The sequence below is a fragment of the Acinetobacter sp. Lyrl_1 genome (assembly GCF_051948795.1).
GTDB lineage: Bacteria > Pseudomonadota > Gammaproteobacteria > Pseudomonadales > Moraxellaceae > Acinetobacter > Acinetobacter towneri.
On record NZ_JAYJLK010000002.1, the window covers coordinates 64,912 to 81,023 of the forward strand.

The 16,112-nt window shown below is 42.3% G+C and carries 13 protein-coding genes; 4 read left to right on the forward strand and 9 right to left on the reverse strand.

All coding sequences use genetic code 11. The annotated features are described in order from the left end of the window. Positions 1–195 precede the first annotated feature (195 nt). Entirely contained in the window at positions 196–2,283 is a 2,088-nt protein-coding gene (pnp, locus tag VF675_RS01275; RefSeq protein WP_171257431.1) for a polyribonucleotide nucleotidyltransferase, read from the forward strand. 223 nt (positions 2,284–2,506) lie between these two features. Then, positions 2,507–3,745 (forward strand): magnesium transporter CorA family protein, encoded by a 1,239-nt coding sequence (locus VF675_RS01280; protein WP_004975927.1) that lies wholly within the window; start codon positions 2,507–2,509, stop codon positions 3,743–3,745. 287 nt (positions 3,746–4,032) lie between these two features. Here VF675_RS01280 and VF675_RS01285 read toward each other — a convergent pair whose 3' ends face one another. The 7 genes from VF675_RS01285 to VF675_RS01315 form a co-directional block, all read right to left on the reverse strand. Beyond that, positions 4,033–4,296 (reverse strand): YdcH family protein, encoded by a 264-nt coding sequence (locus VF675_RS01285; protein ID WP_026438326.1) that lies wholly within the window; start codon positions 4,294–4,296, stop codon positions 4,033–4,035. A 90-nt stretch (positions 4,297–4,386) separates the two neighbouring features. Further along, positions 4,387–4,722, reverse strand: coding sequence for a chaperone modulator CbpM (locus VF675_RS01290; RefSeq protein ID WP_004975930.1), 336 nt, complete (start codon positions 4,720–4,722; stop codon positions 4,387–4,389). Positions 4,723–5,104: 382 nt separating this feature from the next. Beyond that, positions 5,105–5,566: a DUF2147 domain-containing protein gene (locus VF675_RS01295; protein ID WP_004975935.1), complete on the reverse strand. Its 462-nt coding sequence runs from the start codon at positions 5,564–5,566 to the stop codon at positions 5,105–5,107. A 209-nt stretch (positions 5,567–5,775) separates the two neighbouring features. Beyond that, positions 5,776–6,240 carry a DUF2147 domain-containing protein gene (locus VF675_RS01300; protein WP_004975938.1) on the reverse strand — a complete coding sequence of 155 codons (465 nt, stop codon included), beginning with the start codon at positions 6,238–6,240 and terminating at the stop codon, positions 5,776–5,778. 258 nt (positions 6,241–6,498) lie between these two features. Continuing rightward, a complete protein-coding gene (hslO, locus tag VF675_RS01305; RefSeq protein WP_004975941.1) occupies positions 6,499–7,374 on the reverse strand; it encodes an Hsp33 family molecular chaperone HslO in 876 nt (291 codons plus the stop codon). A 50-nt stretch (positions 7,375–7,424) separates the two neighbouring features. Further along, the gene (locus VF675_RS01310; RefSeq protein WP_154321101.1) at positions 7,425–9,266 is read right to left on the reverse strand and encodes a monovalent cation:proton antiporter-2 (CPA2) family protein; all 1,842 of its coding nucleotides are present in this window, start codon (positions 9,264–9,266) and stop codon (positions 7,425–7,427) included. Positions 9,267–9,338: 72 nt separating this feature from the next. Beyond that, a complete protein-coding gene (locus tag VF675_RS01315) occupies positions 9,339–11,561 on the reverse strand; it encodes a primosomal protein N' (RefSeq protein ID WP_440204638.1) in 2,223 nt (740 codons plus the stop codon). Positions 11,562–11,713: 152 nt separating this feature from the next. Between VF675_RS01315 and gspF the strand changes: the two genes are divergently transcribed. Both gspF and gspG read left to right on the forward strand, forming a co-directional pair. Beyond that, entirely contained in the window at positions 11,714–12,919 is a 1,206-nt protein-coding gene (gene gspF / locus VF675_RS01320; RefSeq protein ID WP_004975948.1) for a type II secretion system inner membrane protein GspF, read from the forward strand. A 76-nt stretch (positions 12,920–12,995) separates the two neighbouring features. Further along, a complete protein-coding gene (gene gspG / locus VF675_RS01325; RefSeq protein ID WP_004975950.1) occupies positions 12,996–13,430 on the forward strand; it encodes a type II secretion system major pseudopilin GspG in 435 nt (144 codons plus the stop codon). A 112-nt stretch (positions 13,431–13,542) separates the two neighbouring features. Here gspG and lnt read toward each other — a convergent pair whose 3' ends face one another. Both lnt and VF675_RS01335 read right to left on the reverse strand, forming a co-directional pair. Further along, a complete protein-coding gene (lnt, locus tag VF675_RS01330) occupies positions 13,543–15,099 on the reverse strand; it encodes an apolipoprotein N-acyltransferase (protein ID WP_004975952.1) in 1,557 nt (518 codons plus the stop codon). Continuing rightward, positions 15,096–15,935 (reverse strand): CBS domain-containing protein, encoded by an 840-nt coding sequence (locus VF675_RS01335; protein WP_004975954.1) that lies wholly within the window; start codon positions 15,933–15,935, stop codon positions 15,096–15,098. The genes lnt and VF675_RS01335 overlap by 4 nt, the downstream gene beginning before the upstream one ends. Positions 15,936–16,112: the final 177 nt, after the last annotated feature.

The following is a 16,112-nucleotide window of genomic DNA, read 5'->3' on the forward strand; positions in this document are numbered from 1 at the left end:
ATCTAGCCTTGGCTAGATCAGTGGAAGGGGCGAATGATTCGCTCCTTCTTTGTGTTTAAAAATCGTGTTTCATTCGAGTGAGGTCGGCTTCTAAGCTTTGTCATTTACCTAAACAATTGTATTGTGAATGCCAAACCTTAGGGGTCTCCACGAGAATAATTGTTCACAAGAACTAGGAAAAAATAAAACATGTCGATGTTTAATATTATTCGTAAAGAATTCCAATTTGGTCAGCACCAAGTTGTACTTGAAACTGGTCGTGTAGCGCGTCAAGCCAACACGGTAATGATTACTATGGGTGGCGTGACTGTATTGGTTGCAGTGGTTGCTCAACCAACAGCAAAAGCGGGTCAAGATTTCTTCCCACTGACTGTTAACTATCAAGAAAAACAATATGCTGCAGGTCGTATCCCAGGTGGTTATGGTAAGCGTGAAGGCCGTGCTTCTGAAGCAGAAACTTTAATTTCACGTTTAATTGACCGTCCAATTCGTCCGTTGTTCCCAGAAGGTTACTACAACGAAATTCAAGTTACTGCGACTGTTGTATCTTCTGACAAAACCATGGAAGCTGACATTGCTGCAATGTTAGGTACGTCTGCTGCACTTGCAATTGCAGGTACACCGTTCCGTGGCCCAATTGGTGCGGCGCGTGTGGGTTTAATCAACGGCGAATACGTGCTTAACCCGAACTTTGAACAAATGGCGCAATCTGACCTTGACCTTGTGGTTGCAGGTACAGAATCTGCTGTATTGATGGTTGAATCTGAAGCAAAAGAACTTTCAGAAGACCAAATGCTAGGCGCAGTGCTTTACGGTCATGACGAAATGCAAATCGCGATTCAAGCGATCAAAGAATTTGCTGCAGCTGCAGGTGCAACTGAGTCAACTTGGACTGCTCCAGAGAAAAACGAAGACCTTCGTGCAAAATTAAAAGAAGCGTTTGAAGCAAAAATTTCTGAAGCTTATACCATTGCCATCAAACAAGACCGTTATGCTGCATTAGATGCACTTCAAGCAGAAGCAGTTGCGCAATTCGTTCCTGAAAATGACGAAACTGGCATTGCAGATGACTTGAACGAACTCTTTGAAGATCTTAAATACCGTACCGTACGTGACAACATCTTGTCTGGTAAACCACGTATTGATGGCCGTGACACCAAAACCGTTCGTGCGCTTGACGTACAGGTTGGCGTTCTAGACCGTGCGCACGGTTCTGCATTGTTTACCCGTGGTGAAACTCAGGCTTTGGTTACCACCACTTTAGGTAATACACGTGATGCCTTGATGGTTGATACCTTATCGGGTACTAAAACTGACAACTTCATGTTGCACTACAACTTCCCTGCATATTCAGTAGGTGAAACAGGTCGTGAATCTGGCCCTAAACGTCGTGAAATTGGTCATGGTCGTTTGGCACGTCGTGGTGTGCAAGCAGTTCTTCCTGCAGCAGATCGCTTCCCGTATGTGATTCGTATCGTATCGGACATCACTGAATCAAACGGTTCATCTTCTATGGCGTCTGTTTGTGGTGCATCGTTATCACTTATGGATGCAGGTGTTCCATTGAAAGCACCAGTTGCGGGTATCGCAATGGGCTTAGTGAAAGAAGGCGAGCGTTTCGCTGTACTTTCTGACATTTTGGGTGATGAAGACCACCTTGGCGACATGGACTTTAAAGTTGCGGGTTCTGCCAACGGTATTACTGCATTGCAAATGGACATCAAGATTGAAGGCATCACTGAAGAAATCATGGAAGTTGCATTAAACCAAGCTTATGCAGGTCGTATGCATATCTTAAATGCAATGAACCAAGTGATTTCACGTGCGCGTCCAGAAATTTCAATGCATGCACCAACTTTCCAAGTGATTAACATCAACCCAGACAAGATTCGTGACGTGATTGGTAAAGGTGGTGCTACCATCCGCCAAATTACTGAAGAAACTAAAGCGGCAATTGATATTGAAGACAACGGTACAGTGCGCGTATTTGGTGAAACCAAAGCTGCTGCACAAGCTGCTGTTGCAAAAATTCAGGCTTTAACTGCTGAAATCGAGCCGGGTACAATTTACACAGGTAAAGTAATCCGTATTGTTGAATTCGGTGCGTTCGTAAATATCCTTCCGGGTACTGACGGTTTACTTCACATTTCTCAAATTTCAAATGAGCGTATTGCCAACGTTGCAGACGTGTTGAAAGAAGGTCAGGAAGTGAAAGTACAGGTTGCTGATGTAGACAACCGTGGTCGTATCAAATTAACTATGAAAGATATCGAACAAGCGTAATGCTGTGTTGATGATCTGAAATGGTCAAAAAACCCGTATTCAATCTGAATGCGGGTTTTTTTATGCTAAAAATTTTGTTGCATCGTACAAACCATCTTTGTTGTATGAAAAGCGGCATAAATTACAGCATGTATTTGAAAAGAAGCCTGATCCATGCTTAAACTGAGTACATCTTAAAATCTCAAAAAACCGTACAAGAAAACTGAAATAGAGTGCCCGTTCTATGCAAAGTTATTATTTTTATCTGCATACCAATCATAAAACCAATATTTATGTGCAAAAACAGCCAATTGAAGGGCTTGAGCCTGAATTTATCTGGATTGATTGCACCCGTGATGATGTGCTTAACCGTGCAGAACAGTGGCAACAAGAGATTTTTCAGTACAGTCAATTATCGCTCAATGAATATCATGTGCGCGATATTTTAAATATAGAGCATCCATGTGCGTTTGATACTTTAGATGATTATGACTTATTGATTTTCCGTAAACTGATCACACCCGAAGACCGTATTGCAACAGGGCAACAAGTCGGGGAGAAACATGAACGGATTTTTGGACTGGCCACTACGCCGATGAGCTTTATTATGACACCGCAGATTTTGATTAGTGTGCGGGAACAGGGCAATAAAGTCATGGAAAGCTATTTGTCACGTGTGGAAGCAGCGGTACAACGCCCGATTGAAGAACAGAATAAAGCACGCAAACTGGCAGCAACACCATTAGATTTAACGTTGCGTTTACTGAATTTGGTAGCGGATGATTACTTGGATATTCGCATGCCGCTAACCCGCCGTGTGGAATATTGGCAACAAGAGTTGTTGCAGGGACATCGTCGTTTTACCCGTTGGCATCAATTGCTGCAAGAAAATATGGCGTTTCAGCAAGTTGAAAATTTATGTGAAGAGCAAATAGAAGCCTTGCAGGAATTGCGTGATGAAATTGTCGATAACTACCCACATTTACGTGGCAAAAAACGTAGTGAACGGCAGGATATTATTTTGGTACGTTTGGATGATTTGACCAGTCACATTGAACGAATTCAAAAGCATACCATTCGCTTACGCTCTGCAGTGCAAACCGCAATTGATCTGCATTTTTCTGCTATTGCCAACCAGACCAATGAAAACATGCGGATTTTAGCCATCATTACCGCAGTTTTTGCACCTTTGACTTTATTTACAGGGGTGTATGGTATGAACTTTGAGTTTATGCCGGGGCTGAAACACGCACAGGCCTTTTGGATCATGCTTGGGGTAATGGTGATGACTACTTTGTTGTTGCTGTATTATTTTTATCGTAGGCACCTTGTCGGTCTGGGTGAAAAAAGTGTGATTGATATGTTGGCACAGCAACATAATGACCAACCCATGAATTTATTTTGGTTTTTAGACTATGAACCCATTAAGCAAACCGTGAAAGGCACCATTAAAGAAGTCGAAAAACTGACTAAAATTAAATAATCCAGAAGATAGACTTGCAGATGTGGTGATAAATTGAGTTCCACATCCAATATATGTCACAAGATAATTCGTTGATAAAAGTTGTCCACAGACCTCAAAAGTTATCCATAGGACTGATAAGCTTATCCACAGATTGAACCAGATAGGCAGACACTTAGCTCAAGATGGCAGTTTTTTGAATGCTGTTTTCAGACTTGAATACGCCATCTTGTTTTGCTTTTTGTCTTTTCTTGCTGTGTCCTGCATTTGATCGTATGAGGATTTGCAGTTCAGACTTGTATGTATTTTTAAGCCAATTGATCATTTTGTGCATTACGCAGCAAGTGATACATTTCATCTTTTAGTCTTAATTTTTTGCGTTTCAGCGCTTCAATGTCATCATTAATTTGATGCACAGGATCAAGCTCTAACTGGCTGATTTCACGGTCTAGCTGTTCGTGATCTTCAAAAATTTTTGAAAAATGTGGATTGCTGTCGCGTAATCCCTGAATTAAATCACGAAACTCAGGAAACATATTTTTAATCTTCTTGTTGCAGTCTTTAGTTTTCATTGTGTAGATCATTCTCATCAAAAAAATTTACGGGCATAGAAAGAAAAACGCTCTAGCAAGGTGATGAATCACACAGCTAGAGCGTGAGGATTAACTATGTTGAAAATTCAGATGTTTAACTTCTTTACGTAATTTTTGTACTTCATCAATCAGGTCAAGCATCATGGCGACAGCTGAAAAACTGGCATCAAAATCACGTTGCAACCGATAGGCTTGGCGTGCACGGCTGACATCTTCACCAAAAAATTGGTGGATACGTTCGGCAGGGCGGGAAGGCAGGATGTCATATTCTAAAAGTTGTAAGACCCATTCAGGGCTTTGCCCACACGCTTCGGCAAATTTTTTTAAATCTAACTGGGTAAATTCTTCAATAATTTCTGTGTGCTGTCCGTCTGAAGTGATTTCACGATATAAAATGGTGGTCATGGCATACTCCTTCTGATCGAATTCAAACGAGTTGGCTCGCCTGAAATGAGGGATTGCTTTACATCAATAATTGGTGGATATCCAATAAGTGATTCTCTTTAATTTAGCCTGTGTACGCTGTAATAGAATCTTTTATTTGTATTCCTTTGGTGAAATTCAGCCAACCCTTTGCTGTGCTCACGCCTGTTATATTGATGTGTCAATTTGGCTTGTGCGTATAGATGTCTTATAGATATTAGTCTATTTTTTATTCAATGCCATCCTTTATTTCAATATTTTGGATTGAACGGTCGTACGGTGTTTAAAAGGATTGTTTCAAAATTTGGTAATAAAAAGGGCTCTTTAAAAAGAACCCTGTAAATCAATATCTTAGTTTTTGGAATTAGTATTTTACCCAAGTCACGCTGCGACCAATCACTGAAACACCTACATAGCCACGTAAGGTGAGGCGCTTACCGTTAGCGCTTAAACGAGCTTTGCCTTTATAAACTTTACCGCCAATTGGGTCTAAAACATGACCTTGGTTAAATTCACGTGGGTTTTTAGCATCTTGTTTAAAGCCCCAAATAAATGGCAAGCCAATAAAAGGTTTATTCTTTAAGTTACCTGGACAATTGCTACAAATCACCATTTTTTCTGCACCCGGAATATTACGGGTTTCCACGATAATGCCTTCATAAGTGCCATCTGGCTTTTTGCGAATTTCGACATCGGCACGTGAATAACCTGTGCGATCATCAATGGTTTTCCATTTACCGACCAGTAGATCGCTTTCTGCAAAGCCAACACTTGAGAGGGTTGTTAAAACGAAACCCGCAAAAATCCCTCTGAAATTTATTTTCATGAACAGCATCCCCAAAATTGTTATTTTAAAAAATAGAGTAAAAATTCTATTTCGGGTTTTATAGCAAGAATGTAATAAACAAGCAAATTGAGCAGTGTGAGATGTCAGGCAGGAAAAGATATAAGTGTTATGGAGTTGGTAATTTAAATCTAATCATTCCGATAAAAGTGTGCAGAACACAGCTTTTATCGCATTGGTGAGGAATAAAATCAGTATTTCACCCACGTCATTTTGCGGCTGGCATTGGTGGCAAGGTCTACATTATAAAGGGTTAAATGTTTGCCATTGCTGCTTAAACGTGCACGAGTTTTATATTGTTTACCTGTGCGCGGGTCTAAATAGTCACCTTCATAAAATTCAATTTGATTGCTTGGCGTAGCTTTTAAGTGACTTAATGGCACAAAACCTAACAGTGGCTTATCTTTATTTTTACCCGTACAGAGTGTGCAATTTTCCAAACGCGGTGCGCCAGGAACCGCACGTAGTTCTATAATCGTAGCGGCATACGCACCTTGTTTATCTTTACTCATGACTACGTCAGACAATGAAAAACCTGTGCGGTAGTCTAATGTTTTCCATTTGCCCAAAAGTGGGTCTGCATTGGCTGCATAAGCTAAACTTGAACAGCAAATCGCGCTGATGAATGCTAAACGAGAAAAGAACAGGGTGTTCATAAAATCAATATCCCAGAGAAGAAGCAGCCTAAAATATATAAAGGCATAAAAAAAATATGGGATTATTTATACCCAATTTACGCGGTATTTTCTAGTAATTGCATGAAAGTTTTGTGAAATTAATCACATGAAAAGTAATAAAATAATAGGTTTTGACGATGGTCATCACGTAAATAAAAAATGAGCAGAATGTACTGCTCATTTTTGATGAATTTTCAGCATTGCATCACATATTAATCATGGTATTCACCATGCCATTTAACTGAGATGTTCTCCAAATAAACCTAAGGCTTCTTCGGCACTAAAGCTATATTGTGTGCTGCAGAATTGACAATCCATAGTAATAGGGTTCTGATGTTCCAAAGTTTCACGTACCGCAGCAACACCAATTTGCATTAAGGCATTGGCACAGCGCTCTTTGGAGCAAGTGCAACCAAAACGTAAGGCTTCCACTTCAGGCAAACGCACTTGTTCTTCATTGTATAAACGGTACAAAATTTCATTGACGTCTAAATCAGTCAATTCTTCCGCTTTTAAGGTTTCAGTCAGCATGGTCACACGCGGCCATAAATCTTCATCGACCCGTTGTTGTTCTTCTTCACTGTTACGCGGCAACAATTGAATCAGCAAACCGCCCGCACGTTCGGCATTGCTTGCCAACACAATACGAGTTGGAATTTGTGCCGATAAGTCGTAATACTGCATTAAACATTCAGCTAAATTGGCTTTGTCCAAAGGCACAATACCTTGATAACGCTCACCAAATTCAGGCTCGATATTAATAAACAGTACAGGGCTGACCAAACTTTTCAGGACGGTACTGCTGTCTTCAGCGCTTAAAAAGCGCGGGTCTTGTTCGTAGTCTGCCAACGCACGCACTTCACCCAAGTGGTTACATTCCGCCATGGCCCATTTAAATGTGCCAGATGCCTGAATTTGTAAGCTAATACGCCCTTTAATTTTTAGGGTACTGGCCAGTAGGGCAGTGGCGCAAAGCATTTCTCCCAACAACACTTGTACCGCAGGCACATAATCACGTTGTTTCAAAATGGTTTGCAAAGCTTCTTCGAGATGAACTACTTCACCACGAACAGGGCTATCTTCAATAAAAAAGCGTTGGCGTAAATCAGACATAAAATTCTCCATAACCCTGTTTTAATGGTGGCAATATTGTAAAACACAAGTCAGTTTGCTGCATCACGTGTTACATCAATATGACTGCTATGCAAGCCGCGTTTTAAATCGACACCCAAGGGCATTTCACGGTTTTGTGCATCACTTTCAAACAGGTGTTCCAGTTCTGCCAAAGCGTTACGATGGGTTTCATATACTTTTTGTTCATCGGTATAAATGTGCTGCTGTTGTGCCAAGAGTTGTTCATCATAATCACGGAACAACTCAATGCTTTTATAGGCATCTTTTTCATTAATGCCCAAATCGCGCAAAGCCTGATAGGCCATGCCTAAAGAGGATAAATACGTTTCACGCCAAATATAGGTAACGCCTAAATCGCGCAATAAGTGCACATGATGACGATCACGAGCGCGTACCAGTAATTTTAGCGCTGGATAATTCAGGCGAATATGCCGTGCCACGTTCATTGAGTCTTCAATATCATCAATGGCTAGAATAAAGATTTTGGCATGCTCGATGCCTGCGGCACGTAAAATTTCAGGTTGAGTGGCATCGCCATAATAGACTTTACCGCCGTAATTCCGCACAAAATCAATTTTATCCATATTGCTGTCGATGGCAGTAAAGTGCAGATGCTGCAAGTACGCCACACGGGCAATAATTTGTCCAAAACGACCAAAACCCGCAATAATCATGGGGTGATGTGTATCGGGAATTTCGTCATATTCAGGCGATTTTTCACGTTCTAAGCGAGGAATAATTTGACTGCTCATCAACCAATATAAAATTGGGGTCAGCACCATCGATAAAGTCACAATTAAGGTCAGGGGTTGCAGCATGGCTTGGCTGAGCACACTTTCACTTTGTGCGACACTGAGCACCACAAAGGCAAACTCACCGCCTTGTGCCAAGCAAGTCGCCAACAACAAACTATTGCGCCAAGAATATTGGAAATAACGGGCAATGGCCGTGAGGCTAATCAGTTTGATGAGCAGGAGCAGCAATGCACCGCCTACAATCAGCCAAGGGGTATTCATTAAGATTGCCAGTTCGGTGCTCATCCCGACGGTCATAAAAAATAAGCCTAGCAATAAGCCTTTGAATGGGGCAATACTGGCTTCTAACTCATGTCTAAATTCGGAATCTGCCAACAATACGCCTGTTAAAAATGCACCTAAGGTGGTGCTAATGCCCAGCACATCCATAATGCTGACCACGCCAAGTACAATGAATAAACCGACAGCAGTGATCAGTTCATGTGCGCCACTTTTAGCCACAAAACGAAAAAATGGACGCATGAGATAACGGCTAAATAAGAACAAACCGCTAAAGGTCGCCATGATTGCAGCAAAATAAGCAATGCCATGATGAGTCGATTCTGCACCTGCTAACATGGGAATGATGGCAATTAAAGGAATGGCGGCAATATCTTGAAACAGCAGAATGGAAAAGGATTGTTGTCCATAACTGCTGTTGAGTTGCTGCTTTTCTTGCAACATTTGTAGCACAAAGGCTGTAGAGGAAAGTGCCAGTGCAAAACCTATCACCACACTTGAGGCAATGCCTTGCTGTAAGGCAAAAAAAGCCAAGATTGCAAGTAGAATACCCGTGATGCCGACCTGTAAACTACCCAAAACAAAAATGGGCTTGCGCATTTCCCACAGCCGTTGTGGACGCAGTTCTAAGCCAATAATAAACATCAGGAACACCACACCATATTCTGCCAGTTCCTGAATATCATCGGGGTCGCTGGCAATATTGAATACGCTAGGCCCTAGCAAAATGCCTGTAAACAAATAGCCCAATACGGTCGCAATACCAAAGCGTTTTAGTAAGGGAACCAAAACCAATGAAGCGCCTAGAAAAATGGTTATTTGTAACAATAAGGACATGTGGTCATCCAAAGTTTAAAGCGGTGGATTATTGAAATAAGTGCTGATACAGCTAAGTTTCAATTTACAGTATTAGCTAAATTCTTGCGGATCTATATCTAAACTTAGTTTCATGCTGGATGGCTTTTCATGCAACATATTTTGCCACCAGTTCCTGATATAAAAATGTAAGCGTGCCCGATCTTTAGACAACAACACCATGTGTGCATGGAAACGTCCTGCTTTACGTTCCATTGGCGCAGGAATCGGCCCCCAAATTTCAATTAATTGTTCTGAATGTTCTCTAAGCCATTGTGCATGTTGTTGTAAAAATTGCTGGTTTAATTCCTGACTTTTAGATTCACAGCGAATCAAAGCACTGTAACGATAAGGCGGTAATTGTGCAGCTTTGCGTTCTTTTAAACTTTGTTTGGCGAACTTGCGGTAATCTCCCTCGACCAATGTGGTGAGAAGTGGATGATCAGGACGCACACTTTGCAAATAAACATCACCTTTATGCTCACCACGCCCTGCACGTCCCGCCACTTGCACAATCAGTTGAGCCGTGCGTTCAGGTGCGCGAATATCCACACTAAGTAAGCCTGAATCAATATCTAAAATTGCCACCAATGTCACATACGGAAAATGATGCCCTTTGGCCAGCATTTGCGTGCCCAATAAAATCAGTGGTTCGCTGCGTTGAATACGGTCATAAATTTTTTGCCAACTGCCAACACGACTGGTTGAGTCACGATCTACCCGAATCACATCTATATCTGGGAACAGTTCATTTAAACTGTCTTCCACTTTGGCGGTGCCCATGCCCACAGGTTTGAGTTCTTCATGGTTGCAGGCAGGGCATTGCTCAGGTTTGCGGTGAATTGTCCCACAATGGTGGCAGTGTAAATGCACATAAGGTTGATGATGCAGGGTAAAGTTGGCATCACAATGTGGGCATTTGGCTTGCCATGCACAGCTCTCACAAATCAATACGGGTGCATAGCCGCGTCGGTTTAAAAACACCAAAACTTGTTCTTTTTTAGCCAAGCGTTTTTTGATTTCATCAATCAATTGTTGGCTAATACCGTGCTGTTTTTTGGCAATTTTTAAATCAATCAGGTGGATTTTGGGCATGAGTGCCGTGCCCGCGCGTTGATTTAATTCCAGACATTGCATTTTGCCTTGATCGACTAGTGCATAGCTGTCAATGCTTGGAGTTGCCGAACCTAAAATAACAGGGCAATTTTCCAGATGGGCACGATAGAGCGCAACATCACGGGCATGGTAGCGAAAACCTTCCTGCTGTTTAAAAGACAGGTCGTGTTCTTCATCTAAAATAATCAAGCCTAAATTTGGCAATGGGGTATAAATCGCAGAACGTGTACCTAAAATAATCGAGGCTTTGCCCGTTTGTGCGGCTTGCCACGCCTGCAAACGCTTGGAATCATTTAAACCTGAATGTAAGAGGGCGATGTGGCAGTGAAAACGCGATTGGAAACGGCTAATGGTTTGTGGCGTTAGACCAATTTCAGGTACTAACACCAACACTTGTTTGCCCTGTTTTAGTACCTCATGCATGATGTGTAAGTACACTTCAGTTTTACCGCTACCCGTTAAACCATCCAGTAAAAATGCCTTATATTGCTGCCGTACTTTAAGTACGCTGTCGATGGCTTTTTTCTGATCTGGATTAGGGGTTAAAGGCATTTGCGCCAAAGTCACTGGCATTGGGCTAAAATCTTGGGCTTCCAAAACACATGCGCAAATTTCTTTATTCGCCAAGGCTTTTAGGGTTGCTGTTTCAATGCCTGCCAAATTTAAAATATTTTCAGAAGTTCCCGAAGGATGCAGCTTTAAAATTTTATAGGCTTCTTGTTGTTTTTCTGAGCGTGTAATTTTAGCTTCGGCATGTGCATCCAACAATTTCCAAGTACGTGCCAATAAATTATAGGGTTTGGCTTGGCGCAATAAGCTAGGTAAGGCACTTTGCATCACTTCACCAATCGGGAATTGATAATATTGTGCCGACCATGTCAACAAAGTTAAAACTTTAGGGTCTAAAATCGCTTGCTCATCTAACAGTTCGCTAATGGCTTTGAGTTTAAAACGTGGATCAATTGGGGTGTCGAGTGCCAGTTTTTCGACAATAATTCCGACCAAGTTTTGCCGACCAAAAGAAACCAAGACCCGCGCGCCCACTTCTGCTTGCTGATATTGTGCTGCACTGAGCATATAATCGAAGCAGTCGTAAAGATATACGGGTACAGCCACTCGAATACGATAAACAGGCTGTGGGTCTAAAGTGGAATCTGGCATAGAAAAAGTCGTATCGTCCTGTGAAAAATTGCTTCGTGCTCGACTTTGGCATGTGTTAGAGTGAGCACAGAATTTATATCTAAGAATATGAATGATTTTAGTGGTCAGACGCAACTGCGTTGCAAGAAATTTTGGAAAATTAGAGCATTACAATGCCAGCATATCAATTTACTGCCATTGACGCTTCAGGGAAGCAGCAAAAAGGTGTTTTAGAGGGTGATTCTGCACGACAAATCCGTCAGCAATTACGTGACAAAGAATGGATTCCTGTCAGTGTCGATACCGTTGAACAAAAAGATAAACACAGTGGCAAACAATGGTTTCAGAAAAAAATCACCGCCTATGATTTGGCTTTGCTGACCCGTCAGTTATCGGTTTTGGTGGCTGCTGCGATTCCTTTGGAAGAAGCCGTTCGCGCTGTGGGTAAACAAAGTGAAAAAGCCCATGTGCAAAATTTGCTGATGTCGGTGCGTTCCAAAGTTTTGGAAGGTTATTCACTGGCCAATGCTTTACAACAATCGGGGCGTTTTCCAGACTTATATATTGCCACCATTGCCGCAGGCGAGCGTTCGGGGCATTTGGATTTAATTCTGGAACAATTGGCAGATTACACCGAAAACCGCTTTGCCATGCAGAAAAAAATTCAAGGGGCGATGATTTATCCCATCATTTTAATGCTGATGTCTTTTGCGATTGTGATGGGTTTAATGACTTATGTCGTACCCGATATTGTTAAAACCTTTGATCAGAGCAAAGATGCCTTGCCGTGGATCACCGTGGCATTAATGAAAGCCAGTGATTTTATTCGTGTTGCATGGCCGTTTTTACTGGTGGCTTCTGTGGTGGGGGTATTGTTGTTGGTGCGTTTTTTACGCACCACCGCAGGGCATTATGCCTTTGACCGTTTAACCTTAAAGTTGCCGTTATTTGCAAAATTATCACGTGGGATTAATGCCGCGCGTTTTGCCAGTACCTTGTCTATTTTGACTCAGTCGGGTGTGCCTTTGGTGGATGCGCTAAATATTGGTGCTGCGGTCAGTAACAACTGGGTCATTCGTGATGCGGTCAATTTGGCGGCAGAAAAAGTCACTGAAGGTGGTAACTTGGCGACGCAATTAGAGCGCAGTGGTTATTTCCCACCGATGATGGTACAAATGATCAAAAGTGGTGAAGCCTCGGGCGAGTTAGACCGTATGCTGTCACGTGCTTCAGACATGCAAGACCGTGAAGTGACCACACTGATTTCTACCCTGTTGGCATTATTAGAACCGTTGATGTTGGTACTGATGGCGAGTATTGTACTGGTGATTGTGATTGCGGTAATGCTGCCAATTGTGAATATGAACAATATGATTTAAATCGTTTTGAAGCATCGTTCTTCAAACAGAATCTAAAATAAATGTCGAATTGATATAAATAAATGAGAGAGATTGAATGAAACAGAAGCAACCGAGTAAACAGTCTGGTTTTACCCTGATTGAAGTCATGGTGGTGATTGTAATTTTAGGTGTGTTGGCGGCTTTAATCGTACCGAACGTAATGGGACGTGGTGAAAAAGCCAAAGTAGATACTACGGTTATTACTTTAAAAGGTGTGGCTGGCGCACTCGATCAATACAAACTCGATAATCAAAAATATCCTTCAATGCAAGACGGTGGTTTAGATGCCTTGGTGAATCAGCCTGCTTCGGCTAAAAACTGGTTGCCAGGCGGTTATGTGAAAGGGGGCTATCCGAAAGACAGTTGGGATAATGACATCCAATATGTGATTCCGGGTTCAGAAGGTCGTCCATTTGATTTATATTCTTTTGGTGCAGATGGTCAGCAGGGTGGTGAAGGTACCGATGCCGACATTTATTATCAGCCTTAATAGAAGATGAGTTGAGTCTATATATTGATTCAGTGAACTCCAAAAAAAACCGAGCGCTTAATGCTCGGTTTTTTTATGAATGGTTATTTCTAGCCGCTATTGAACAGTACTATTAACGACGTGATTTAAACGACACATCCACCTGACGTGGTCGATAAATCCACCCCATAATTAACAACAGCAATGAGAAAATCAGCACAGGCCAATCGCTGAGTTGGGTATACAGTGTTTGACCTTGCATGGCAGGCAGATCACCACGCAGCACAAATTCCTGATCCATTGGCGCTTGTTTGACAATATGCCCATGATGGTCAATAAATGCGGTCACACCTGTATTGGTGGCACGAACAAACCAGCGTCCATTTTCTTTGGCGCGCATTTGTACCATTTGTAAATGTTGCAATGGCCCTGCAGTACCCGTAAACCAAGCATCATTGGATACTGTTACCAAAAAGTCACTTTGGCTAGCATTGCGGCGGGTCAGGTTCGGATAAGCCACCTCATAACAAATGGCTGCCCCCAAATGATGCTGTTTAATTGCAAGCGGTTTTTGCTCAGACGCTCCACGTGAAAAACCACTCATGGATGGGTCATTTTGCATCGCAGGTAGTACCCAACTCAGTAAGCCTGAAAGCGGAATATATTCACCAAAAGGCACCAGACGCTGCTTTTTATACAAGCCTTCAGCCGCATCTCCCGTTGCCATAATGCTGTTGTAATACATTGGATGTTGCTGCACTTGTGATTCAGGCAAGTCCCAATACGGAATACCTGTCACCCACGAACTGCCCGTTTTTTCAGCCTGTGTTTTCATGGCATCCAAAAACGGTTCAATATCGGTCTGGAACATTGGAATGGATGATTCAGGCCAGACAATAATGTCGCGTCCCCATTCAGTTCGGGTCAAGCGGGTATAAATTTCCAAGGTCTTAATTTGGTATTCGGTTAGCCACTTTAAGTCTTGAGGAATGTTGCCTTGAATCAGAGAAACCGAGAGTGGCTTTTCAGATTTTGCAGTTACAAAACTGAGTTGTGCTGCACCCCATGCACCCAAAAGTAAAATTGCCGATGGAATCAGCCAGAAGATACGCTTTTTAAGGACTTCAACCAACGCACAGGCCAGCAAGATGACCACAAAAGACACCCCGAAAATACCAAACAACGGTGCATAGCTATCCAAAAAGCGTTCGGTGAAGGCATAACCTGCAAACAGCCATGGAAAACCTGTAAAGACCCAAGTTTTCGCCCATTCAAAAAATACCCATAGCGGTGCAAAAGTCAGTGGTGTTTCAGGGAAAAACCGACGATATAACCACGTTTGTACGGCAGTAAACAAACCCATCAACAGCGCCATAATGACAATCATCAGCACGCTTAAAAAGGCATTGGTGTCGCCATAGACGTGAATGGATGTATAGAGCCAAAATGCTCCGACAAACCACAACCCAATCCCGTAAGACCAACCAATCAAAAAGGCCTGTTTCGGGGTGCGTTTGCTTAAAGTCGCATACAGCAAAGCAGGTGAAAGTAAGGCAATCCACCAGTAATGATAGGGAGCAAGTGCCAAACTAAACACTGCACCTGCCAATAGGGCAATGATTAATGGATAAATTAAGGGCAGTTGTTGATGTTCTGCAGGATTAGACAGCTTGGAAAAAAAAGTCCTCATTGACGTACGGCTCGAATCAGATGAATAGTGCGGGCATCTGCTTCAAGAATGGTAAACTCCCAGTTGCCAATCACAATCACTTGTCCTTGCAAATCACTCACCAAACCAATTTCCTGAAGCAATAAACCGCCCACAGTTTCTACTTCATCGTCAGAAAAATCTGCATCTAAAACATTATTAAAATGTTCGATTGGTGTAAGTGCTTGTACTAACCAAGTATTTGCCGTTTTTGGGTCGTGATCGGGGATGATGTATTCTGCTTCTTCGTCAATATTGTCGTGTTCATCTTCAATTTCACCGACAATTTCTTCTAAAATATCTTCTAAAGTAACCAAGCCCGAAGTGGTGCCATACTCATCAATCACCACTGCAATATGGGTTTGGGTGTTTTTGAGCATACGCAATACTTGGTCTGAACGAGCACTTTCAGGCACAAATAACGGCTGACGCATTAAGGCGCGAATATCGACTTTGGTTCTTTGTTCAGTCAGTAAAGGCAATAAATCTTTTGCTAATAAAATCCCCACCACGTTGTCGGGTTGGTCAGATGAGAACACAGGAAAACGTGAATGTGCCGATTCGACCAGTACATGCAAAATGTCGAGTAGCTCATCATCTTCTTGTAAGCTAATCATGGCGGTACGTGGGGTCATGACTTCACGGATTTTGGTGGCAGGTAAATCCAGAACACCTTCGAGCATTGCCACCGTATCGGGTTCTAAAAAACGACGTGAATCTTGTACTAATTTTAGCAATTCATCGCGGGTTTCTGGTGCAGTGCCTAACCATTTTCTTAGGCCACGCATACCCCACGATGGGCCTGATTCCTCGTGCATGATCTTTCCTAAAGACTCTTTATATCTAAAAAACTTAGCTTAATCATACCTTAGAAAATACAGTTGTCTATTGCTAATCTTGGGAGAAAATGACGGCAATTACGTCACGAGATGTGTTGCTATGCGTAGCGGGAACACATAAAACAAGGCTGCGCTTTATGCTAAACTAGCCCGATG

What these genes read in the sequence shown, in the direction of transcription:
- VF675_RS01285 (WP_026438326.1), bottom strand. Translation starts at nt 4,296, where the DNA reads ATGAAAACTAAAGACTGCAACAAGAAGATTAAAAATATGTTTCCTGAG.
- VF675_RS01300 (WP_004975938.1), bottom strand. Translation starts at nt 6,240, where the DNA reads ATGAACACCCTGTTCTTTTCTCGTTTAGCATTCATCAGCGCGATTTGC.
- VF675_RS01280 (WP_004975927.1), top strand. Translation starts at nt 2,507, where the DNA reads ATGCAAAGTTATTATTTTTATCTGCATACCAATCATAAAACCAATATT.
- VF675_RS01310 (WP_154321101.1), bottom strand. Translation starts at nt 9,266, where the DNA reads ATGTCCTTATTGTTACAAATAACCATTTTTCTAGGCGCTTCATTGGTT.
- gspG (WP_004975950.1), top strand. Translation starts at nt 12,996, where the DNA reads ATGAAACAGAAGCAACCGAGTAAACAGTCTGGTTTTACCCTGATTGAA.
- VF675_RS01290 (WP_004975930.1), bottom strand. Translation starts at nt 4,722, where the DNA reads ATGACCACCATTTTATATCGTGAAATCACTTCAGACGGACAGCACACA.
- VF675_RS01295 (WP_004975935.1), bottom strand. Translation starts at nt 5,566, where the DNA reads ATGAAAATAAATTTCAGAGGGATTTTTGCGGGTTTCGTTTTAACAACC.
- pnp (WP_171257431.1), top strand. Translation starts at nt 196, where the DNA reads ATGTTTAATATTATTCGTAAAGAATTCCAATTTGGTCAGCACCAAGTT.
- lnt (WP_004975952.1), bottom strand. Translation starts at nt 15,099, where the DNA reads ATGAGGACTTTTTTTTCCAAGCTGTCTAATCCTGCAGAACATCAACAA.
- hslO (WP_004975941.1), bottom strand. Translation starts at nt 7,374, where the DNA reads ATGTCTGATTTACGCCAACGCTTTTTTATTGAAGATAGCCCTGTTCGT.
- VF675_RS01315 (WP_440204638.1), bottom strand. Translation starts at nt 11,561, where the DNA reads ATGCCAGATTCCACTTTAGACCCACAGCCTGTTTATCGTATTCGAGTG.
- VF675_RS01335 (WP_004975954.1), bottom strand. Translation starts at nt 15,935, where the DNA reads ATGCACGAGGAATCAGGCCCATCGTGGGGTATGCGTGGCCTAAGAAAA.
- gspF (WP_004975948.1), top strand. Translation starts at nt 11,714, where the DNA reads ATGCCAGCATATCAATTTACTGCCATTGACGCTTCAGGGAAGCAGCAA.